Raw genomic sequence first — 21,047 nt, 5'->3', positions numbered from 1 at the left:
CGACAATGAGCACTCCTGACATTGTTCCTCAGTCAGCTGACGAAGACATCAAGCAAAGCGACGTCGCCGGTCAGACCGACTTGGCGGGCGCACAACTGACCTTGATCACGAAAATGGACGAGCCGCCGCTGATGTCGAAGCGGCTGTCGTTGAACGACGACGGCTCGCTGAACAGCGACGGCTCGAAATGCTGGATGAGCAAGGGTATGGCTACGCGCGCATTCGCCGCCACCGCGGCTATGCTCGCGCGCATCATCGTCGCTTGTCGTCCCAATCAAGCGATTGCGCTCGGCTCGCTGGCGAAGAACATCGCCACCCCCGTCCACATCGTCACGAAAGACCGCATCAACCAGAGCCCCGGCAGCATTGCCCGGACCCGCGACTTCATCGACTATCGGTCGGGCGTGCCGTCTTGGGTCTTGATCGATTTTGATACCAAGGGCATGCCTTCGGAGGTCAAAGCCAAGATCGCTTCCAACGGCGGTATGTGGGAATGCCTGCTCATGGTCGCTCCGGATCTCGCGCTTGCCGCCCGCGTGAGCCGCGCCAGCACGAGCTCAGGGCTATCTCGTGGTGACACTGGTGATTTGATCCCCGGCTCGGATGGCGAGCATCACTACTTGCTCGTCGCTGACGGTGGCGACATCGAGCGCTTCCTGACCGATCTCCACGACCGATGCTGGCTGAATGGATACGGCTGGTACATAATCGGCCGCGCCGGCCAATTGCTCGAACGGAGCATCGTGGATCGCATGGTGGGCTTTGGCGAGCGCTTGTGCTTCGAGGGTACTCCCTTGCTCGTCCCGCCGCTGGTCCAGAACTCTTCGAAGCGAGAGCCTCGCGTCTTTGACGGCCAGGCGATTGACTCCAGCCGCGTCGTGCCGCCGCCGACCGAGTACGACCGGCACCGGATCAGCCTGGCCAAGGCTGACAGCAAGCGAGCTTTGAGCAAAGCCGCTGCCGAGGTCGCGAACAAGCACGACCAAGATCTCGCCAAGGCCATCTCAGCTCGGTCAGGCACGCCGATCGCTACCGCGTTGCGTTTGATCAAAGCGCGGCACCAGGGCGTGCTCTATCCCGACATTGAGTTGGAGTTCGATCGCCTTGGTAGCGTCACCGTCGGCGCCGTGCTGGCGACGCCGGAGCGTTACGTGAATGAAACGCTTGCCGATCCGCTGGAGGGCGTGTCGTACGGTCGCGGCAAAGCCATGGTGTTGGGAGGAGGCGAGGGCGATCTCGTGATCCACTCATTTGCGCATGGTCGTTCGCTCTATTACCTGCGTTACGATCTGGCATCAGCAAAGGCGATCGTCACCGCCGGACCCGCCGCCGGCATGGTAGATCACGCGATGGCGATTCTTGCTCAAGCCAGGCTCGAGCTGGACGAGCTCGACGACTTTGCTGCGTCGGTAGCAAAGGCGGCTGGCGCGAGCGTGCGTACAATCAAGGCGCGAATGAAGTGCGAACTCGCCGAACGAAAGAGCCAGGCGCGAGAAAGGTTTTTTGCGGAGGCGGCGACCGATGCCCGGATCGTTCGTCCGCTTCCGTACGCCAATGAGGAATTGCTGCCGACGGTCACCTTAATCGACGATGTTCTCGCAAAAGACGACAGCCCCGAGCCCCCGATGCGCAACGCAAACGGTGTTCCTGTTCGGATCGACGAAAAGGAGCCATGGGCTCTCCATCTTTTGACGTCCGGTTCGGCAAACGCGACCGCTCGCCCCGATGAGCTGATGAAGGCGCCGACCCAGCCGGTGATCACCGAGTTGACGGCGAGCAGCCTGCAGATGCTGATCGAGAAGTATCTCCGCTGGGAGAAGGTCTGCAAAGATGGACCTATCTATTTCGCGGCAACGCCATTGCCGTTCATCAAAGCGTTCTTTGACTATGCAGACAGCGAGATGCCCGTTGTTCGCGGGATCAATCAGGCGCCGCTCGTGACTGCAACCGGACGAGTGATCGACGGAAACGGCCTCGATCGGGCTCTCGGTGTTGTGCATCGCATCGATCCCGCCCTGCGTGCGTGCTTGCCCGCCGGCAAGCCGACGGACAACGAGGCTCGCGTGGCGCTGGAATTTCTGATGCGTGAATGGCTCGTTGATGTGGCTCTCGACGATGCCGGCAAATGCGTCGTCATCGTTCTCGCAATCACCCTTTTGCAGCGCGCGCTGCTCCCCGAGCGTCCGGCGTTCTTCGTCACGGCGGGCCAGCGCGGTGGCGGCAAGACGACGTTGATTCAAATGATTGTCGCGGCAATTCTCGGCCGACCTGCTGCTGCGGCGGCGTGGTCGGATAATGCGGAGGAGCGAAAAAAGGCGTTGTTCTCGTATCTGCGTCAAGCTGTCGGTGTGTTGATCTGGGATAACATCAGCCGTGGATCCACGATCAGCTGTCCCCATATTGAGGCCGCGCTCACTGCGCCCGAGATCTCGGATCGCGTCCTGGGCGTTTCCATGTTCGAGACTGTACCGGCGTCGACCATTCAGGTCTTCACCGGCAACTCGATCGCGCCTCGTGGCGACATGGCAAGCCGGTCGTTCATCCTGTCGTTGAACGTGGATCGGCCTGATCCGGAGAATCGTGTTTTCATGCACAGCGATCCTGTGGGCTGGACGCAGGCGAACCGCGCGCGTCTTCTTCGGGCGCTCTATTTGATTCTGGTTGCCGGCATTCAGAACCGACCGAGCGAGCAACAGGCGAAAACGCGCTTCAAGAGCTGGTGGAACCTGGCCGGATGGCCTGTTGAATACGCGGCGGCTTTGGTCGGCATTGACTTCGATTGCGGCAAGCTCCTCCTGGCCGGCGAGGCCCAGGACGAGGAAGCGAGCACGACGTCGCGCGTTCTGACCGCCCTTTGGATGCGGTTCGGTGAGGAGCAGTTCACCGCGCGGTCAGTGGCATCGCTTTTCTCGGATTACAATCTCGCGACCGACGAGGATGCCGCGGAGCTTGCGGACGGATTGGCGGAGTTGGCGCAGAAAGCGGTCGATAAGGCGACCGCGCAGGGTATCGGCAAGCTCTTCCAGAAGCATTTGACCGGCCGGCCAACGTGGATCGAAGGCCGCGTCGCGTTCCTGCGCCGCGTCCCTGGTCATCAGCAGAATCTATACCGGATCGAGATCCGCAGGGCGGCTGACGATCGGCCGTCGCCGGCGGTATCCGGCGATCGTGACGATGATCCTTTTTCGTCGTCGAACTGACGCGAGATGCCGCCACCAAGGGAAAGAGGGGAAAGAGGGGAAAGAGGGGAAAGAGGGGAAAGAGGGGAAAGAGGGGAAAGTTTACAGCCTCGTCGCAGGAAAATGCGCGAATTTTGGGAGTGAGCTCTTACTGGTTTTCGAGAAAATTCTCGGAGCCGCGGGCTCTAACATTCCCCACATTCCCCTTTCCCAAGCGAGAACCGATTACGAACCGGTGCGTCGGGTTCCCCCGCTGTGCGCGGGCAGGGCGAGAGGACGCGTCACGCTCGGTTCGAGGTAGTCCCAGCTATTGGAGGCAGAATGAATATGGATGAATTTTTCGATAGGTTTTACATAGTGGTTGAAATGACGCCGGCCCCCGATTGTCGCTTTGTGGGATCATGGCTCCTGGCAAAAGCGGCGGCCTTAGTCTCTCAAATGCGGGCGAAGCACACGTTCGCGCGTCTCATTTCCACATGGCTACTGAACCGACCATCGAAGCCGCCGCTTTGGAGGTTGTAAGCGCATCGCGGCATGATCCTGTCTGGCCCTTCCATGCCACTAATCCGAACATCGCGTTGGCCATTGAAATCGGAGACTTGACCGGCAATTTCGGGACGGAGTTCGCGATCCTCGTTGAGTTCGGCTTCTTCATCCTCAAGAACGGCCGTTATCAGATGTCCGTCCCGGAATCGGTGACACCTCAGGTGGCGCTGGAAGCCGTGCGGAAAGTCGCTTCTACCGATGTGGAGCAGGCAGGGCCGGAGCCGACGTTGATCCTGCATACGATGCCCAAAGCCAGAGCTGAAGCAATGGCGCAGCAGTTGCGCGACGCTACCTAGCGAGGTCATAGCCAAGTGCCGTAGGCAGAAACCGCTGCATGGAAATTGTCTCAATCGGGTCCTTCCCAGGCCCGGGCACATGCGGGTCGCACTTGCGCGCACGATATTTGTACCGTATAGTACAAAATTAGGGGTCAGTAGGAAAATGGCGACGATAGCTCAGGCGGCAGCTCATATTTGCTGCTCGCGCTCACAGTTTGATTCTTACCTCGCCGAGGGCGTGATCACCCGGCAGCCTTCCGGGAAGTATGATCTCGATCAGGTCCGTCGAGAGGTTTTGGCGCATCTGCGGTCCGTCGCCGCCGGTCGCGGCGGTGCTGCCGGTAGCAGGCTAACCGAAGAGCGCACGCGCCTTGTGGCCGCGAAACGTCGCCGCGAGGAACGCCAGGACGCTTTCGAAGCAGGCCAACTTGTGCAGCTTGAATCCGTCTGCCGTTGTCTGGAGCAAAGTCTCGTCGGCATGCGCAATCGACTGCTCAACTTACCTGGCGAGACCGCCTATTTGCTCGCTATGCGTCGGCAGGAAGAATGTTTCAAGGTTGTGGATGATGCTGTTCGCGCAGCCCTCGAAGAAATTGCCGATCCGGCCTGGACTGCTGCGCGTATGACGGCTGCGGGCCTTGTGAGCCAGATCGACGAAACCCATAAAGGCGATCATGATGACAAAGAAGACCCGGACGTCGCTTGAAAGTGAGTCGCGCGTTGGCTTTCGTATTCATTCGAATGGCGAAGTGGAAATGCTGACCGAGGCCGAGACCCTCGCGCTCATCTTGCGAGCCTTCCGCGAGGGCATGCGGCGCGCCGGCTGGTCACGGCTGGCACCAACCTTTCACTGAAATGACTTGCCACAGTTTGCGGGTGAGTGGCGCTTGTGTTGGAGATTGGGTAGGCGAGGCTGGCGGCGGGCAAGGTACCGGTGCTGCGAACGCGCTGACGTGGACGTCGCCTTCTACGCATGGGCCACTAGCACGATGTGCGGAATTTTGCTGAAATCGTGACCGCGATCCGTGGCGACCGCAACCACATTTCCCTCCAGCGAGCCATCGTGCGCTGGCGACATTAGGCCGCCCGGGCGAGCGAGCGCCGCTTCTGGCGGAGGTAGCGCGTGATCTCCGGAAGCGTCATCGCGTTCAGGACACGGTCGGCGGGAATGCCGCCCTTCCGGGCCATCTCGACGCCCCAGTGCATGTGGTCGAGCTCCGGGATCGAGTGCGCGTCCGGATTGATGCTGAGCATGCAGCCGAAGTCGAGGGCGGCCTGGTGCCAGCGCCAATCCAGATCGAGGCGCCACGGATGGGCGTTGATGCTGCACCGCAGCGGTCTCGACGATTGCCGACCATCCGTATTTGATGTCAAATTGATCCTTGTTCTGGGTCGAGCTTTTTTGATGTCTATTTTCAGGGAGGAATTGCGATNCAGAACACTTGATCCTACAGCCGCGGGCGGCTGCGGGCCGCGAAAGCAGCCGCTCACCTCAATTTTCTGTCTAGCTTTCATCTCACATGCATCTTCTCGACGATCGCGTAGAGTAGCATGAAGATCGGCGGGAACACGAACAACCAAGCTCCGCGCTGCGCGCAAACTCGCGGTTCGGGTCGGTATGCTTTGCGAATGGTGTCGACGGCGGCGCGGGCCGGCGACGCCCAGCGGCCCGTTTTAGCATCCGTGACCGCAATTTTGTCGGCAGGCTTCGACCGTCGTTGGGTATCAGAGTGTGAAGAGGCGGGGCGATGACTGCACCCGTTCAAGATCGACATAGCCGTTTTCGTTCAGCCATTCGTGCGGACAATAGGCAAGCGATGCAGGATCGATCGTAAACCCGTCTCTCGCGATGGCGCGGCGCGTGCCCATGCGGCCGGCCCACTCCTTGCCGCCGTTGATCGGATCGACGCGAAGGGTGTCGTACACGGCTGTGTCGTTTGTCAAGGCAATCTCCTCAGGGGGCTGAAATGAATGGGCGCTAATGCGAGAAGATTATCGGAAGACTGATTTCAAGCAACGATCATCGTTGCTGCGGTGCGAACACTCACCACCGCATTCATCCTTGGCGGCCAGGCCGCTGGCCATCATCGGGCCGGTGTTTCGTCTGAGAATTCGACGGCCGTTGACCCGCCCTAATGCAAGAGCGATATCGCCATGGTTCGACAAAGCTTCCGGCCCACAATGCCGGCGCTGGCGCGCTCGGCGCGCCGTTGCGCTTCGACGTATTGGCTGTTGGAGTACTTAGGCCAATCGAGCGCATGCCCGTTCGAGACCATCCAATGCGCGATATCCGGGCCCGGCTCTCCGATCTTGCAAACGGCGACGGTCCGGCCGTATTGGTCGCGGTCTTTGGGCCTACAGATAACGGGGCGCGGGATCGCATAAAATAGGCCAGCCAAGGCTGCCGCTGCCTTTTGGCCGCATCGATAGAGTTCACTGTCGTCGCCGCGGCAAAGCTGATCGTGCTCCGGCGCGTCGATGCCCCACAAGCGAATGCGCGTGCCGTGGATTTCGATCGTATCGCCATCGATGACGCTCGCACGCCCGACGATATCATGCGCAGCCGTTGGGCAGGCGGCGGCTAGTGTGGCTAAAACGACGAAAAGGCCAGTAGCCATAAGACCGAGGTTAGCCGGCAATTGCGGCTCGGTGTCACGCCCATCTCAATTCTTTCGCAGAGGTATCGCGACATCTACAATCACGCCTCCACCGTCTCTAGTGAACGCCTGACATCCGACCGTCGCGTTGGGAAGAGCGACGGCAGCTTGTTCACCTGTGTCCCTGAGCGCGGCCCGATGGCATCGATGCGCCGCCGCTTCTAATTTCTCAAGGTCGGCTCCTGTGACTGCGTTTCCGGCCGTTGCTGCGAGGACGAACCAGTCGGCTGGCGGGAAGCCGCTCGCATCCCAGTTCAAGGAAACATAGGTCACGAACTTGGGGTCACAGATCAGGACCATGTCCGGCCTTTTAAAGAAGACGCTGCCGCCAGATGGCGAGAAGTGATCGATTCGTCCGCTCGATGATCCGGGCCGTTATTTCCTTGCATTCGGGCGTCTCGGCTGATCGCTCGCCGGCCTAGCTGCGTGGGATCGACGCTAGCGCAACGAGTACCGTCAAAAGGAAGGGACTGGGCAGATAGCGCATAAGTTAACGGGCGCGAAGGGGTACGGCCGGGGCAATGCGTGCTCTGGCTTGATTGTAGACTTCGGAAATGCCCGGCATCGCGACGGTCACCGCTAGCCCAAACGGGACCAATTCGTCGACGTCGGCTCCGCGGTCGGGCTCTCGCTGAACGACGAACTCAATTGAAGAGGTCGCGGTCAGGGCCGGTGCTTTATCGCCGTCCCAACGTCTGGAAAAAACGGTTCCTTTGCTGGCCTGATTAGCATCTGGTTGTGCCTTCGCAGGCAGAACGCGAAAACCGCCAAGCTCGTCAGGGGCCAAAAGCGAAAGCTTGACCGATCGATACGACTGTCGTCCGGGAAGGACCGGAGTAAGCCAAGCAAGCGTTGCTCGTACGGAATGCGCGAGCGGTTGGCCGCTCATGCAGGTCGGAAGCGGAACGGTAATCGAACGTCGGGTTTCGGAGCCAAGAGTTCCTGCCGCCCAGAATGTAGCCCGATCTGATGCGCAATAGATCGCATCCTCCGCGCTGACTATTCCGAAACCCAGGAAGCGTCGGACGTTGTCTTTCTGTCGTACGTGCTGCTTTGCATCAGGAGGACCTAACACGCTCTTTATGAGGTCCGCGCTGTCTGATGGCCAAGCCGCGGTGTGGACCAGCAATGCTTTGAGGATGACTGAGCGTTGGTGCTCCGACAACGAGACGAACTGTTCTCCGTATGCCTCTTCCAACGCGTCGTGAATTCTATGTGCCGTCCGCGATGCTAAGGCCGATGCAGCACTCGTGCCGCAAGTGTAGTGCTCCCAGTTGTTGCTCCCGTCGCGCGGCGGCGCCGCGACCCTCAAGCCATGCGGTCGCGCTCCTCCTGTCGGCCTTACTGCAAGTGCCGCCCCACTTGCCACCATCGTCAAGTGTTCGCGAGAACCCGCCATTAAGATGTCTGGCTTCACGCTGTTCGCGAAGCCCGGTCCTAAAGCGCTTGATGGGTTGGCGGTGACCATCGGTTGAAATGGGTCAACCCGGCCCGCCGCGCCGCGACGCTCCGCAGGGCTAACTGCGTCGATGTTTGCCGAGCCCACCGTTATTCCGTTGATCGTTTCGGAGGGCGAAAGGAGGCGTCGATATCCTATCAGCGCCGAAAGCGCTGTCAGCGTTTGCGTGGCTCGCCCCGGTTGAACAGTGGCTTCGTACTCAGCCATCGTCAGAAAAGGCGGGAGATCAAACGGCTGAACGTGATTGCCCGCACTCACGCAAAAGAGAATTCCGTATCGATGGGACAGCCTGTCAAGAAGCCGTGCCCACGGCGACAGCCGACCTTGGAAGGGCTTTCTCGCGTTCCCGAGTGAGATATTGACGATTAGCACTAACCGGGCAGTGGGGTCATTGTCGCGACGCATGGCCGTAACTGCTTGGTAAACGAGGTCGATGACAAGCCGATCTTCGGGGAATTGGTCGCCTGCGCCCATGACGGGCACGAAATGAATGCGGCGGCCTAGCGACGGCTCTGCAAGATTTCGATCGCCGTGCGCAATTAGGGAGGCCATTGCAGTCCCGTGAACTCTCTCGGCTACCAGAGCGGCGGGCTCAAGGCCGAAGAGATCATCAACATTCAGCCTGCCGCGAAGCAGGGGATGTTGAGCGACGGGTACGCCATCGAGTATCGCTAAGATTGGTTCGCCGTCTGCCGTAGGGACAATTTGGTCAGCTGGGGACTGCGCGGCATCGTCTGTGCTATCCGGCGAAGCGATACTTTGCGGCCGGATGTGCATTACAGCATCCATGCCGCTGATGCCGTTTTCTGACCGCTCTACAATTTGCCGCACGGCAGGTGCGGGCAATCGGGCCAAGAGCGCGTGATAAGAAATGTCCGCAATCCGGCTTCTTGATACTAGCGCGCCGCCCAGCCCTCCAATCCTCTCGATGACTGCGTGTTCGGCAGCGGTCGCCAACTCTTCAGACGATCTGAACACGAGTTCGATTTCGATGGCGAGAAATTCGCCATCGCCCATCAACTCAACTTCCTCTTCGAAGATTTCTCTGTCGCTTTCTTGGACGCGGTCGCTTGGACCCCACGTCCTTATTTCACGAAGCGTTGCGAACACGTCGCGCCATGGTGCGAACCCGGCGCCCAGCTCCTGGCCCGCCGTCCATCGCTTCCATAACGACAAGATGTTCTGTAGAGCGGCTGCATCCGGCACCAAAAGATACGCTTCAGGTGCCTTGTCCTGATTATCACCTTCAAGCTCTTCTTCGTCGACTAATTCGAGCCCCGGAATTCTTCTGATTGCGTTGGCAAAGTTTGTGACGGCTCCACGGACCTCGAACACCAACAGCCGTTCTGGTGCGAGCGCAGAGGGGTCAGCGCGCAGCGTCAGCCCGGAGGGGTCCCGGCGAAGCACTTCATCCAAGCGTCGAAAACGTGGGCCGAAGGTCGCGTTCTGAGCGGCGGGAGAATATTTAGCCGGCTTCGGGATTTTTAGCTGCTTGCCGGCCGGTCTTGCGGTCGGATTGCTCGGCGTTAGCCGTAACAGTGGTTTGGTTGGATCGCCCGCCATAAATGTTCTCTGGTTTTACCCTCGACGACCAATATTCAAGTTCGGCCGTTATCGCTGAATTGATCGAAAGCTCACCGAGGCCGAGAATTTGACGGCGGCGGACGTTCTGACAGAAGTCCAGAACCTCGGCATATGAAGTCGCGTCAATCTTTTCAGCCAATTCCTGAGCCGATAGTGATGGGCGTTCCGGCCAGCCGGCAAAAAGTCGCCCGATAAAATGCGCGATTTCCGCGAGTTGAGGAGCCGGGAATGAAAGCTTGAGCTGGAAGCGCCGCCACACGGCGCGATCGAGTAATTCGGCATGGTTGGTAGCAGCGATGGTCACAACGTAGCTGGGAAGCTTGTCGATCTGCATCAAAAGGAATGAAACAACCCGCTTTATTTCTCCGGTTTCGTGGTCGTCTCCGCGCTCTTTGCCGATCGCGTCAAACTCATCGAAGAAAAGAACGCAGGGCTGGGTACGTGCATAGTCGAACAGCGCGCGAAGGCGCGCGTTCGTTTCACCTAGATAGCTTCCAACCAACGCGTCGTACCGAACGACGAAGAACGGTAACGCAAGCCCCTCAGCGATCGCCTCTGCAAACGATGTCTTGCCGTTGCCGGGCGGGCCCGACAGAAGAATGCGATGTCTCGGCTCATAGCCGCTCGCTCGGAGCACGTCAGCGCGCACGTGCTCTTCGATCAGTTGAAGACCCTCCGCCCGAGCAGGCAAAGGCAGGACCAATTCGTCGAGCGATATGCGCGGTGTGACTTCGAGGATTGTGTCTCGGCCGGCCGCGGTGGTCGGGCGTTGAGACGATGTCGCCAAGCTGGGCGGAGTAACGGCAACCGTTTGCAACGCGCGTTCGAGCCGATCCGCATACGCATGATGGCTCTTGGCGCGCTCGTCAGCGACGATCGCCTCAACAGTGGAGCGCAGCATGGGCTTATCGCCGGCAACGCCGGCGCGCACGAGTGAGACTAGGAGATCGCTTTTGGCCATAATGGACAACCTATACGGATATTTTAGCGTCTCGACACTGCTACGAAAGGCGCTTCCTTGTGAACAACTGGGCGCCGGCTGGCGTTCCTGACCGGCCGGCGCTAACGCCCGTTTTGGTCACCTAGCATCTTCGAAGCGAATTAAGATATTGAGAACGCGTACAGAATAGTCGTCTGGTGGCTTGCCTCAGCGGCGGCGTCACGTCGCCGATCGTCGACCGGCCTTGATCGGTACGACCAAACCGGAGCGCCTCAGGTCGTCCAGACGATCGGCCCACCACTGCATCATGCGAACCCGCTCATCCCAATACTGCGCCGAGTTGTAGGCGGCCCGGACCTCATCATTGTCTTGGTGGGCAAGCTGCCGTTCGATCGCGTCGTGATGCCACCGGCGGCTTTCATTGAGGAGGGTCGACGCCGTGGAGCGGAAGCCGTGCGCCGTCATCTGGGTCTTGTCGTAGCCGAGCCGGCGGAGGGCGGCGTTCAGGGTGTTGTCTGAAATGGGGCGATGCCACGACCGGATTTGGGGGAAGAGGAAGCGAGACGATCCTGTTACCTCGCGGAGGGCCGCGATCAACGCGAGTGCCTGTCGAGAAAGCGGTACCTTGTGCGGCCGGGGCATCTTCATCTTTTGCGCCGGAATGTCCCAGATGGCGTTGTCGGTGTCGAATTCAGTCCATTCAGCGTGGCGAAGCTCGCCCGGCCGGACGAAGGTTAGCGCGATCAGCTGCAACGCGGCGCGCGTGGTGGCCTGACCGTCAATGTCGTCGATGGCGCGGAGCAGGGCGCCGACTGCTTTTGGTTCGGTGATGGATGCGCGATGCTGGACCTTCGGCGCGATGAGGGCGCCGGCGAGGTCGGCCGATGGGTCGCGCGCGGCGCGGCCCGTCACTATCGCATAGCGGAAGATGCGGCCGGAGAGGCTGCGAGCGCGTCGCGCGCTCTCATACCGGCCGCGGCGTTCGATCTTTTTCAAAGCATCCAACAATTCCGGAGCCGCTATTTCCGCAATGGGGCGATCCCCGATCTCAGCGCACAGCAGGTCGACCAGCCATTTCTTTTTCTTGAGGGTCTTGGGATCGTCTCCCTCAACCTCGAACTTGGCCACCAGTTCGTCGGCGATGATCCGGAAGGTGTTGGTCCGGGCAAGGCGGGCAGCTGTTCGATCGAGCTTCCTCTGTGCCGATGGGTCAACCCCTTTCGCCAAGAGAGCCTTGTTGGCGTCGCGCGCATTGCGACGCTCGGCGAGGCTCACAGTCGGGTAAGCACCGAGTGCGATCAGCTTCTGCTTTCCGTCGAACCGATAAGCTTGCCGCCATAGCCGCGAACCGTTGGTCTCGACAAGCATGTGTAGACCACCGCCGTCGCTGACCTTGTAGGCGTTGGTCTTGGGCTTGGCAGAGCGGCAGGCGGTGTCCGTAAGCGGCATATGAGGGGTCCCCCAGTGCTACCAACACACCGATCGGGCCTACCAACAGTCCTACCAACAAAATGGGCGGTTGGTCGCGAGCGATCGCGAAGGTCGGCGAATAGAAAACTGCTTATTTTCCAAGCATTTCTATCACGCGAGCGAAGGTCAGCGAAAGTGGGGGAATGAATTATTGGTGCCCTGGCCGATACCGCTTAATCCCATAACCATATGCAACTAAAGTGGTTTTTAGCATCAGTTGTGACCGATGCCAACAAAAATACCAACAAACTGACAAGCGCTGTTGGTCGCCAAAGAGGCTCCTCGGCGGCGGACTCCACAATCGCCGCGCGACCGGAATCGAACCCAGCATTGCTTCGAATTCTCGACGGGATCGACCTAACATGATTATCGCGAAGTCAATGGCGGGTCTTTGTCACGTGCACGCGAAGCCGACGCCGAGAGCGCTGATCCTCGACGCGCTGCACGTCCAATGCCGATGGCGGCAATGTCCGACAACACCTGAACAAGACGCTGCGGATCGTGGACTGCAGTACTGCCCCCGGCGGTGATCACTGCGCGCGCGGCTCCAGTTCGACCGCGTCGACCCAGCTCAAGCGATGAGGGCGCGTTCGACGACGATGTAGTGGAAGCCTAACTCGCCCACGACACGGAGCACAAAAGCGCCGCAGCGCAAGGTGTTGGTGCGGGGCCACCCCGGCAAGGGCGACAACAAGAACATCCCCGTCATCTATAACCGTGCTGCCTATTGGGTCGAGCGCGTGCGTTTAATGCAGTATTAGTCTGATCGCCTCGATAAGCCTGCGCGACAGTGCGCCCGCCGTCTCGCTGAAAAGATCGGCGGCCTAGCCCGCTCTCGTTTCGACCCTCGGCAGCGAAGCGTGATATTCATCCACGCTGTCGAGGTCGATCATGGTCTTGCCTCCCATTTTGTAGGCCCTGATCCTCTCGAGGGCGATCAGCTCATAAGCCTTAGTCTTTCCGAATTTGCCATACCGGCAACCGTCCTTGAATTCGACGATTCGGCGCCGGTTGCTGTTATCATTGTCAACCATGAGTCCCTGCATGTGCTTCGATGATCTCCCCATAATCGGCTCAAGCCTGGCTGAGTGAGATGAGCATTTTCCTAGTGCGACTCTTTTGCCGATGCGGGCTTACAGAAAGGCGCCGCTTTTGCGGTAGTTGACGAGTTCCCGCTGACTTGTTCAACGCCTTCTGCGCGTAACCCTTTTGCCCAGGATGCGTGATCTATATCGCCTTCGGTGCCAAACAAAGGGCTTCTGATGCCGCGGCCAACTCCTGCGCGCGGTAGCGTACAAATCGGACGGATCGGAAGCGTCGTTGGCAAGCTCGTAGCCTGCCGTCCCGTGCTCGCTTGGCCCTGTACGGCAACCTCAGAAGCGCCGGTGGAAGCGAAACTTCAAATCCTCAGAGTCAGACGTTCCAATTAGTTCCTGTGCAACATTGCAACAGCTACAGCGAAATTTGCCGTCGTCCTCTTAAGGCTGAAGCAGGAGTTCGATCCCGCTATGGAGCGTCCAAAATTTCAGTGACATAGATCTGTTTCGGCGAAGTCGTCGAATAGCCGGATATCCGTTCTCGCCATTGCGGCGAGCTTACCGAACATCGTTGGCGACAACTGTCGCGTCGAGGAACGCTATTGCCAAAGTGCTCTTTTCACTGAGGCAAAACTCCGCGGGACAGATCATGTCGGCAAACAAATCATCTTTATTTGAGGATGGATATTGACTGGAAGGTCACGATGATGGCTCGATCACGCGCTTACATGGAGTTTTCATGCGCGCCCCATCGCCACGCAAGAGCACAGCAGACGGCGAGCCGTCACCACGCTCCAGCCCCTCAAATGAACGTCGTTGGACCGCAGTAGAAAAGGATAAGCTGCGAGGCATGGTCGATCGAGGACTGCCGACGAGCAAGATTGCCCGCAATCTCAGACGACCACATGCCTCCGTTGTGGCGATGGCAACGAGCTTGAGGCTGCCGTCCGAAAACTGAGTCCATCCCGGCACATTGCCCAACCCGCCGGGGCCGAACGGATTGGCTCCGTCTGCCCATAGGGCACCGAAGAATATCTTTCTCACAAAGCGGACTGCACAAACTATCCGAGATGCGGCACCAGGAGTTTTCGAGTCGCGTCCGCGAATTCGGCGACGACATGGCGATAGGCTGACGCTTCCTGAGTGGTCGCGACGCGCGGCGGATAGCTCGCGCCTGCCGTCTGCAGCCGTTGCAGGCAGAATCGGTCCAACACCTGCACAAACCAGACCCAGCGATGGCCGCCGCCTGGGTCTTACCCTTCGCTTCGAATGCAAGGCTTCTGACGCCTACCGGGACGACATAGACTGTATGCGCCGTTTTGCGGCAGACAGACAATGACCCACTCGATGGGATCGAGGGGATAGCCATGCTTCACTTCCCGAGATGATTAGCGGAACAATCAAAGCTCGCTCTGACATCAAACCTGGATGGGCACGAAGTGGTTGATCGCCAATACGTTCCCAGGACCCGAAACTACGTCGACGGCGCGTACCCCATTCTTCAGAAGCGCGAGCTGTTCCGGACGGAATACACCGGCTCGCTGCTCCGCGACCACTTTGTTTAGTCGCTACGCGAAACAGGCGCCGGAAGTCGCGTCGACCCAGCCGCCGCAGAGATCTAGCCAAGGGACCGGGCCAGCCGCTCGGCGGGCCCGGTGGGTTGCTTCGCCCGCACGCGCGGGATCACCTCGAGCGCAAATCGGCGCATCTCGGCCTCGAACGGCTGGAATTGCAGCATGAAGAGCTCAATGCCGGCTTCATGGAAGGCCTCGATGCGCGCTGCGACCTCGTCATAGCTCCCGACCAGTCCCGCTGCCGTGCCGCCATTGCTGCCGACGCGCGGCGTCTTCTGCATCGTCTGCATCATCACGACCTTGGGGTCGGTATTCTGCTTCTGGATGGCCCTCATCGGTGCATCCTTTGCAGCCAGGCTAAGCAGCCGCTCATAGGCCGCCTGCGCCTGCTCCCGGGTTTCGCGCGCGACGACGAAGGCCGACAGACCGAAACGAAGCGGCGCCGCACCCCGCGGACGCGCGGCGACATTGGCGATCAGGCCGGCCACATCCTCCAGGGGCTGACCATTGATGAACCAGACGTCACCATGGCCAGCGACCAGGTCACGCGCTGGCTCGGATTCTCCGCCGACATAGATGGCAGGGCGCTTGCGGTACAGGCTGGTCGGGCGCAGCGCATAGTTGGAGACGTTGAAGTGATCGCCTCTGTAGTTGAGGCGTTCACCCTCCATCAGGCGCGAGACTACCGAGATCCATTCCGTGCCGTAAGCATACCGAGCGTCATGATCTGGAAAGCCAATCCCCGCCTTCTCCAATTCCGGGCGGTTCCAGGCATTGACGAGGTTGATCGCGAAGCGGCCGCGGCTGATGTTCTCGATGCCGAGTGCGAGCTTCGCCAGCACGACGGGATGATAGAGATAGGGCTTGATCGCGGCGATGATCTCGATTCGCGTGGTCAGCGCCGCAATTGCCGCCGCGGCGCTCCAGGCCTCAAGTTGATCGAGATCTTCCTGATGTGGATTGATCGTATGTTGCGCGATCAGCGTAGAGTCATAACCGAGCTCTTCGGCTGCGAGCACCAGATCCCGATTACGCTCCCATGACGCATCATAGGGCTCTTCCGGGTCATGGTGCGCGGCTCGCGGCCCATGCACCAGCGCCCAGATGCCGAAACGAATGGGTGCAATCGCCATCGTACTCTCCCGCAACTTTCTCTCGCTATGCCATCGCATCGGTACGCGTTCTCGCCGCGCGCTGACGAAAGATCAAGCACATCCACCTCAAAAGATTTTCTTTGTCGTGCACCGGTGCCGTGACGGCAGCAGATCACTCCTGAGCGAACGACAATTGAAATAGTGCTCTATTTCTGTCGAGCCGATTTCGTGGGACATTTTCCGCGGATGGCAAGTTGTTGGCATCGCACCTCCTGCATCGGATGCAGTGCGTGGAACGGGGTCTCACGTCTTGAGCAATATCGAACTGAGCCAAATCGACCGCACGGTGATCGGTGCGGATGACGCGCCGTCATCGCAGGGCAGCGTTCAATCGCCAGCGCGAGGAAGCAAGCTTGGTGCTCGCGGCCTTCAGCTCCTGTCCTGGATCGCGCCCGTGCTACTCGTCATTGTCTGGGAGGCGCTTGCACAGGCGGGATGGCTTTCGCCACAGGTTCTGCCCGCGCCGAGCAAGGTCATCCGAACAGGATTCAAGCTTGCGACCACCGGGAGCCTGTTGAACGACCTCGGCGTCAGCCTGCTGCGTGCCGCAGCCGGCTTTGCGGTCGGTGCTGCGGTTGGCGCCACGCTGGGCGTTCTTGTCGGCTTCTCGCGAATCGCGGAGGCCGCGATCGATCGCAGCGTGCAGATGATCAGGGCCGTCCCTTTCCTCGCCGCGCTCCCCCTCGTCATCGTCTGGCTGGGCGTCGGCGAAGCGGAAAAGATCTTCCTTGTCGCGCTCGGCGTCACGTTCCCGATCTACATCAACACCGTGCTCGGCATCCGCCAGGTCGATCCCAAGTTGCTCGAACTTGGTCGGGTCCAGGGCCTGAGCTCGATCCAGCTGATCAGACGCATCATCCTTCCCGGCGCGTTGCCCTCGATCCTGACCGGCGTCCGCTATGCCCTGGCCACGGCCTGGCTCGCGCTGGTGGTGGCTGAAACCATCGGTGCCCAATCGGGGATCGGCTTCCTCGCGATGGATGCGCGCGAATTCCTGCGCACAGATGTGATCGTCCTGACGATCGTGATCTACGCGCTGATCGGCGTCGCGGCCGACGCCATTGCCCGCTTTCTCGAACGTCGCCTCCTCGCCTGGCATCCGAACTACGGAGCGGAGCGATGAACGTGCACGTCGCTCCGCAGTCTTCTACGCCATTCGAATCCGGACCGGCTGTCGTTGTCAGCAACCTTGTCCGCAGCTACGGCAGCCGCGTCGTGATCGAGAAATTGAACCTGCGCATCGATCGTGGCGAGTTCGTCGCCCTGCTCGGCGAGAGCGGGTGCGGCAAGACAACGCTGTTACGGGCGCTGGCTGGGCTCGATCCCATCCAGGGTGGCCGTATCGTGGCGCCCCGCCGGCCGGCCGTGGTGTTTCAGGAGCATCGCCTGCTGCCATGGGACAACCTCTGGCACAACGTGGCGCTCGGCTTGCAGGTTCCGGATCCTCGCGAGCGCGCCGCCGAAGCGCTTACCGAGGTCGGCCTCGGTGACAGGCTCGAAGATTGGCCCCGCCATCTCTCCGGCGGGCAGCCCAGCGCGTCGCCCTCGCCCGCGCGCTGGTGCAGCAGCCCGAGCTTCTGCTGCTTGACGAGCCGTTTGCCGCGCTCGATGCGCTGACCCGTATCCGCATGCACCAGTTGGTCCGCGAACTGGTAGCCAATCATCAGCCGGGCGTCCTGCTCGTCACCCACGATGTCGACGAAGCGATCACCCTCGCCGATCGGATCCTCGTGATGCGCAACGGCGCGATCGCTTTCGAGCATCGCGCCGTGCGTGACGGCTCGACACCTATCTCGCGCGCCGATCTCCTCGGCGAGCTTGGCGTGGTCCCCCATTCTCACAGCTAGTCATCCGGAAGGCCGACATGTCCGACTTTTCATCCGCCAAACCATCCCGGCGCAGCTTCCTCGGCTCCGCAGCTTTTGGCGTTGGCGCGCTCGCTGGCATGAATATCAGCGAATTCGCCCAAGCCGCACCTGGCCGGACCACCGACACAGTTCGCCTGACCTGGGGCTTGAGCGGCCTCAACCTGATCGCCAAGGAGCGTGGCGAGTTCGAGAAAGTGCTGGCCAAGGACGGCATCAAGGTCGAATGGCTCGGCCCCTTCCCGAACCATGCGCCGACCCTGCAGGCGGTCACGGGCGGAAGCGCCGACTTCAGCTTCGGCGGCAGCACGACCCCGGCGCTCGCCGCGATCATTGCAGGCTCGCCGCTGGTGTTCACACAGTTCGTGGTCTACGAGCCCCGCACCACGGCGATCATTGCCAAGGACGGCTCCGGCATCGATAAGGTCGAAGACCTCGTCGGCAAGTCAGTTGCGGTCAACCGCTCCGGCCTTGGAGAATTCCTGCTGGTCGCCGCGCTGGAGAAGCACAAGGTTGACCGTTCCGCGGTGAAGTTCGTCTATCTCAATCCGCCTGATGCCGCGCCGGCACTTGGCTCCGGCAAGGTCGACGCCTGGTCGATGTGGAGCCCCGGCGTCGATATCGCGCGGCTTGAATACAAGGCGCACGACATCTTCCTGGAAGGCCGCGATCTCGAATTCCAGATCGACTACACGTCCTACCTGACCACTCGCAAATTCGCGACGGACAATCCCGCGCTGGTGCGGGCCGTGAACGATGCGTTCCGCGCCGAAGGGAAATGGGCTTCGGAGAACGCCAAGGACGCCGAGTACATCGCGCAGAAGACCGGCAAGTACAGCGATGAGCTCCGCGACCAGTTCATCGCGCTGAAGCGCCAGTATCGCTATTTCGCGGTCAATGACGAGCAGTTCGTCAGCGAGCTGCAAAAGGCCGCCGACTGGCTCGTCGCCCGCAAGGTTCTGCCCGAGCCGGTCAGGGTGGCCAATCATCTCGCCCAGCTTTGAGAGCCCTCCAGCCGGTCAAGGCAATGAACAAGACCTATCCACGCTCTCCCTCACGCCGTCGGAGCCGCTCAAGGCCGGCTCTCCGGAACTCAGCTCTACTCAACCAGATCGGGCCAGTGACCGCGTGGCGCGGGCAGAGTTGTTCTTGGACTTCCTTACTTCTGAGCAGCGCGGATCGCCCGCCGCTCGTTCAAGATCAACTGGAGTGTTTGGGCAATCGGCTTGCGTTGCCGATAACATTCTCGGAAAATGAAGACGCCGCTCAACCCGATAAGGGGAGCGGCGCTTATAGCATTCCTTGTGGTCCAGCGCTCCCTGCCAAGTACCGATATCTTTTTTGTAGTTGCTCCAAACGACCTGTGCTGCCGGATATCCAACGAGGTTTAGATCCAAGTAGCATTCAATCGCGTCGGCTCGCCCATTGATATCACAAGCGGTAATGCCCTCCGGCCCGCGTGCCGGGAAGCTCCGAAATTCGTCTAAATCGGGAAGTCGCATCGCGTGCATATTGCTCGAGAGCCTCAATTCCTGAAGTTTGCGATAGGCGTCGACCCCTTCAGCATCATTGTCGAGCAGAAACAGCACCTTATTCTGTATGTCGATACGGAGTAGGCCTTCCGCGAATTTCACCAAATTGCCTGTGCCCCAAAAATGGTGCCGCTCCTCTACATCAATAAATCGGAAGAAATCAGCGACGTCCGGCCGCAAGATTTCGAGAGCGCGACTGACGATGCGCGCATCCGATGCGCCTTCGGTGGCAACCAAAATTGATTGGGTTCGCCTCGCTCCAGATTGGAATTCCTCCCTAGCGGCCCAGCCCGCGTTCACCAGCGGCCCAAATTGCCAAATAACCTCAACTTCGGCATTTGCTGGATTTGTGCCAAAAACTTGCAGCATCGCCGGCGCGCTCAGGATGCACAATTTATCCGACAGATAGCTGGCTTCCGACCAATATGAATTGAAACTGCCGCCCCAGGGGAGACGCCCAATATCATCCTGGTCGTTCGCGAGCCGACCTTGAGCGATTGCCGCGCGCTCGGGTGTGTCGAAGTCAATATAATCAGATGCGAGGGTCGAGAGGGGATTTCCTTGACCGCTGACCTGGACGGCAAGGCGATTACCTTCGAGTCATTCTGGCACAAATCCGGCTATGAGCTCTTTGTTGCGATGCGGGACTTTGCCGAGGCTTTGCCAGAATGAAGGGCGATCGGGTTATGATTGGGCGAAAGCGATGAGCGGCCCGAGATCATGATTGTCGGCCGCCTGGAGCGCTGCGATATAAGTCGCACGGGCGGCGCCAGCCGTTTGCAAGTCTGCGCCGCCCCACGTGAAGCGTTGGCCGCCAAGCTGCACGATCAACACATCGGCAGCCAATCGTGACCAGCGGCCGTTGCCGTTTGGAAACGGATGTACGGATACCAGGCGGTGATGGAAGCGAGCGGCAAGCTCGTCCGGTGGATAGGTGTTGTTCTCGACCCAATACCTTGCATCGTCGAGCACCTGATGCAACGAAACTTCGATTAGATGCGGCGCGACGCCGAGGTTGCGCTCCGTCGTTCGAAATTTTCCAGCCCAGCGCCAGACGCGTTCAAACATGCGCCGATGCAAGCTTTTGAGAAAACTTTCCCGCGTCGCAACCTTCCGTCGGCCGAATGCCCAGCGGTTTGCCGTCGCGATATTCTGCTGCTCAAGTTGGTTCAGTTCGCTGCGCAAAGTGATGTGGGTCGGGATGAGATCCTCCGGGCCGGCATGGGCATCGCCTTCAACACCATGGCCCTCTACCAGCACGATCCGATCCTGAGGCGGCTTGCTGAAGTGGTGGCCGCGATCGGCGGCGACCGCGACCACGGTGCACCCCAGCGAGAGCGCGTGCGCCTGCTGCATCAGGCCGCCCGGGCGAGCGAGCGCCGCTTCTGCCGAAGGTAGCGCGTGAGGTCCGAGAGAGGCATCGCGTTCAAGACCCTGGCGGCGGGGACACCGCCCTTGCGGGCCATCTCGACGCCCCAGTGCATGTGGTCGAGCTCCGGGATCGAGTGCGCGTCCGGATTGATGCTGAGCATGCAGCCGAAGTCGAGGGCGGCCTGGTGCCAGCGCCAATCCAGATCGAGGCGCCACGGATGGGCGTTGATGCTGCACCGCAGCGGTCTCGACGATTGCCGACCATCCGTATTTGATGTCAAATTGATCCTTGTTCTGGGTCGAGCTTTTTTGATGTCCATTTTCAGGGAGGAATTGCGATGCTGCGGGCCTGCTTCTCATGCCTCTTCGTTGCGATCGTTTCGCTGTCAGCAATGGCCGCC

Annotated in this window: 16 protein-coding genes and 3 pseudogenes; 7 read left to right on the top strand and 12 right to left on the bottom strand. The window is 60.1% G+C overall.

Annotated features, from left to right (window positions below; genetic code table 11):
- Positions 1-5 precede the first annotated feature (5 nt).
- From WN73_RS00960 to WN73_RS00945, 4 genes are all read left to right on the top strand, one after another.
- Positions 6-3,200 (top strand): hypothetical protein, encoded by a 3,195-nt coding sequence (locus WN73_RS00960; RefSeq protein WP_271551049.1) that lies wholly within the window; start codon positions 6-8, stop codon positions 3,198-3,200.
- A 455-nt stretch (positions 3,201-3,655) separates the two neighbouring features.
- The gene (locus WN73_RS00955) at positions 3,656-4,021 is read left to right on the top strand and encodes a hypothetical protein (protein WP_271551047.1); all 366 of its coding nucleotides are present in this window, start codon (positions 3,656-3,658) and stop codon (positions 4,019-4,021) included.
- 145 nt (positions 4,022-4,166) lie between these two features.
- A complete protein-coding gene (locus WN73_RS00950) occupies positions 4,167-4,709 on the top strand; it encodes a hypothetical protein (RefSeq protein ID WP_028171487.1) in 543 nt (180 codons plus the stop codon).
- Positions 4,678-4,857, top strand: a complete 180-nt coding sequence (locus WN73_RS00945) for a hypothetical protein (RefSeq protein WP_038967984.1) — start codon at positions 4,678-4,680, stop codon at positions 4,855-4,857. Before WN73_RS00950 ends, WN73_RS00945 begins: the two co-directional genes overlap by 32 nt.
- A 223-nt stretch (positions 4,858-5,080) precedes the next feature.
- On the opposite strand, the pseudogene WN73_RS00940 reads toward WN73_RS00945, so the two are convergent.
- The 9 genes and pseudogenes from WN73_RS00940 to WN73_RS00900 form a co-directional block, all read right to left on the bottom strand.
- Positions 5,081-5,326: pseudogene (locus tag WN73_RS00940) on the bottom strand (DNA polymerase/3'-5' exonuclease PolX); the annotation flags it as partial.
- 402 nt (positions 5,327-5,728) lie between these two features.
- Entirely contained in the window at positions 5,729-5,947 is a 219-nt protein-coding gene (locus WN73_RS00935; protein WP_097668982.1) for a hypothetical protein, read from the bottom strand.
- Positions 5,948-6,135: 188 nt separating this feature from the next.
- The gene (locus WN73_RS00930) at positions 6,136-6,642 is read right to left on the bottom strand and encodes a thermonuclease family protein (protein ID WP_333937939.1); all 507 of its coding nucleotides are present in this window, start codon (positions 6,640-6,642) and stop codon (positions 6,136-6,138) included.
- Positions 6,643-7,150: 508 nt separating this feature from the next.
- The gene (locus WN73_RS00925; protein ID WP_271551037.1) at positions 7,151-9,682 is read right to left on the bottom strand and encodes a S8 family peptidase; all 2,532 of its coding nucleotides are present in this window, start codon (positions 9,680-9,682) and stop codon (positions 7,151-7,153) included.
- Positions 9,585-10,664, bottom strand: coding sequence for an AAA family ATPase (locus WN73_RS00920; RefSeq protein ID WP_097669662.1), 1,080 nt, complete (start codon positions 10,662-10,664; stop codon positions 9,585-9,587). Before WN73_RS00920 ends, WN73_RS00925 begins: the two co-directional genes overlap by 98 nt.
- 198 nt (positions 10,665-10,862) lie before the next feature.
- On the bottom strand, positions 10,863-12,092 hold the full coding sequence (locus tag WN73_RS00915; protein WP_271551032.1) for a tyrosine-type recombinase/integrase: 1,230 nt from the start codon (positions 12,090-12,092) through the stop codon (positions 10,863-10,865).
- An 845-nt stretch (positions 12,093-12,937) separates the two neighbouring features.
- A complete protein-coding gene (locus WN73_RS00910) occupies positions 12,938-13,147 on the bottom strand; it encodes a hypothetical protein (protein ID WP_097669670.1) in 210 nt (69 codons plus the stop codon).
- Positions 13,148-14,211: 1,064 nt separating this feature from the next.
- Positions 14,212-14,364, bottom strand: coding sequence for a hypothetical protein (locus tag WN73_RS00905; RefSeq protein WP_179880066.1), 153 nt, complete (start codon positions 14,362-14,364; stop codon positions 14,212-14,214).
- Positions 14,365-14,768: 404 nt separating this feature from the next.
- Entirely contained in the window at positions 14,769-15,857 is a 1,089-nt protein-coding gene (locus WN73_RS00900; protein WP_097669660.1) for an LLM class flavin-dependent oxidoreductase, read from the bottom strand.
- A gap of 397 nt (positions 15,858-16,254) precedes the next feature.
- Between WN73_RS00900 and WN73_RS00895 the strand changes: the two genes are divergently transcribed.
- The 3 genes and pseudogenes from WN73_RS00895 to WN73_RS00885 all read left to right on the top strand — a co-directional run bounded on the left by WN73_RS00895 (position 16,255) and on the right by WN73_RS00885 (position 18,747).
- Entirely contained in the window at positions 16,255-17,001 is a 747-nt protein-coding gene (locus tag WN73_RS00895) for an ABC transporter permease subunit (protein ID WP_271551598.1), read from the top strand.
- Positions 16,998-17,725 (top strand): annotated as a pseudogene (locus WN73_RS00890) (ABC transporter ATP-binding protein). The gene WN73_RS00895 and the pseudogene WN73_RS00890 overlap by 4 nt, the downstream one beginning before the upstream one ends.
- Positions 17,726-17,742: 17 nt before the next feature.
- Positions 17,743-18,747: an NrtA/SsuA/CpmA family ABC transporter substrate-binding protein gene (locus tag WN73_RS00885; RefSeq protein ID WP_097669658.1), complete on the top strand. Its 1,005-nt coding sequence runs from the start codon at positions 17,743-17,745 to the stop codon at positions 18,745-18,747.
- Positions 18,748-18,846: 99 nt separating this feature from the next.
- Here WN73_RS00885 and WN73_RS00880 read toward each other — a convergent pair whose 3' ends face one another.
- The 3 genes and pseudogenes from WN73_RS00880 to WN73_RS00870 all read right to left on the bottom strand — a co-directional run.
- Complete coding sequence (locus WN73_RS00880) at positions 18,847-19,773, bottom strand: HEPN/Toprim-associated domain-containing protein (RefSeq protein ID WP_271551596.1); 927 nt, start codon at positions 19,771-19,773, stop codon at positions 18,847-18,849.
- Positions 19,774-19,959: 186 nt separating this feature from the next.
- On the bottom strand, positions 19,960-20,631 hold the full coding sequence (locus tag WN73_RS00875; protein ID WP_271551025.1) for a mobile mystery protein B: 672 nt from the start codon (positions 20,629-20,631) through the stop codon (positions 19,960-19,962).
- Positions 20,631-20,876: pseudogene (locus WN73_RS00870) on the bottom strand (DNA polymerase/3'-5' exonuclease PolX); the annotation flags it as partial. The gene WN73_RS00875 and the pseudogene WN73_RS00870, both read right to left, overlap by 1 nt.
- Between the last annotated feature and the right edge of the window lie 171 nt (positions 20,877-21,047).

It is taken from the genome of Bradyrhizobium sp. CCBAU 45394, from assembly GCF_028128655.1.
Classification (GTDB): domain Bacteria; phylum Pseudomonadota; class Alphaproteobacteria; order Rhizobiales; family Xanthobacteraceae; genus Bradyrhizobium; species Bradyrhizobium diazoefficiens.
The sequence above is the reverse complement of the archived record's forward strand: the minus strand, read 5'-3'. Positions and strand labels throughout refer to the sequence as shown.

Excerpts from the sequence above, each read along its gene's own strand:
- WN73_RS00920 (WP_097669662.1), bottom strand. The coding sequence starts at position 10,664 with ATGGCCAAAAGCGATCTCCTAGTCTCACTCGTGCGCGCCGGCGTTGCC.
- WN73_RS00885 (WP_097669658.1), top strand. The coding sequence starts at position 17,743 with ATGTCCGACTTTTCATCCGCCAAACCATCCCGGCGCAGCTTCCTCGGC.
- WN73_RS00875 (WP_271551025.1), bottom strand. The coding sequence starts at position 20,631 with ATGCAGCAGGCGCACGCGCTCTCGCTGGGGTGCACCGTGGTCGCGGTC.
- WN73_RS00925 (WP_271551037.1), bottom strand. The coding sequence starts at position 9,682 with ATGGCGGGCGATCCAACCAAACCACTGTTACGGCTAACGCCGAGCAAT.
- WN73_RS00955 (WP_271551047.1), top strand. The coding sequence starts at position 3,656 with ATGGCTACTGAACCGACCATCGAAGCCGCCGCTTTGGAGGTTGTAAGC.
- WN73_RS00900 (WP_097669660.1), bottom strand. The coding sequence starts at position 15,857 with ATGGCGATTGCACCCATTCGTTTCGGCATCTGGGCGCTGGTGCATGGG.
- WN73_RS00950 (WP_028171487.1), top strand. The coding sequence starts at position 4,167 with ATGGCGACGATAGCTCAGGCGGCAGCTCATATTTGCTGCTCGCGCTCA.
- WN73_RS00960 (WP_271551049.1), top strand. The coding sequence starts at position 6 with ATGAGCACTCCTGACATTGTTCCTCAGTCAGCTGACGAAGACATCAAG.
- WN73_RS00915 (WP_271551032.1), bottom strand. The coding sequence starts at position 12,092 with ATGCCGCTTACGGACACCGCCTGCCGCTCTGCCAAGCCCAAGACCAAC.
- WN73_RS00945 (WP_038967984.1), top strand. The coding sequence starts at position 4,678 with ATGATGACAAAGAAGACCCGGACGTCGCTTGAAAGTGAGTCGCGCGTT.
- WN73_RS00910 (WP_097669670.1), bottom strand. The coding sequence starts at position 13,147 with ATGGTTGACAATGATAACAGCAACCGGCGCCGAATCGTCGAATTCAAG.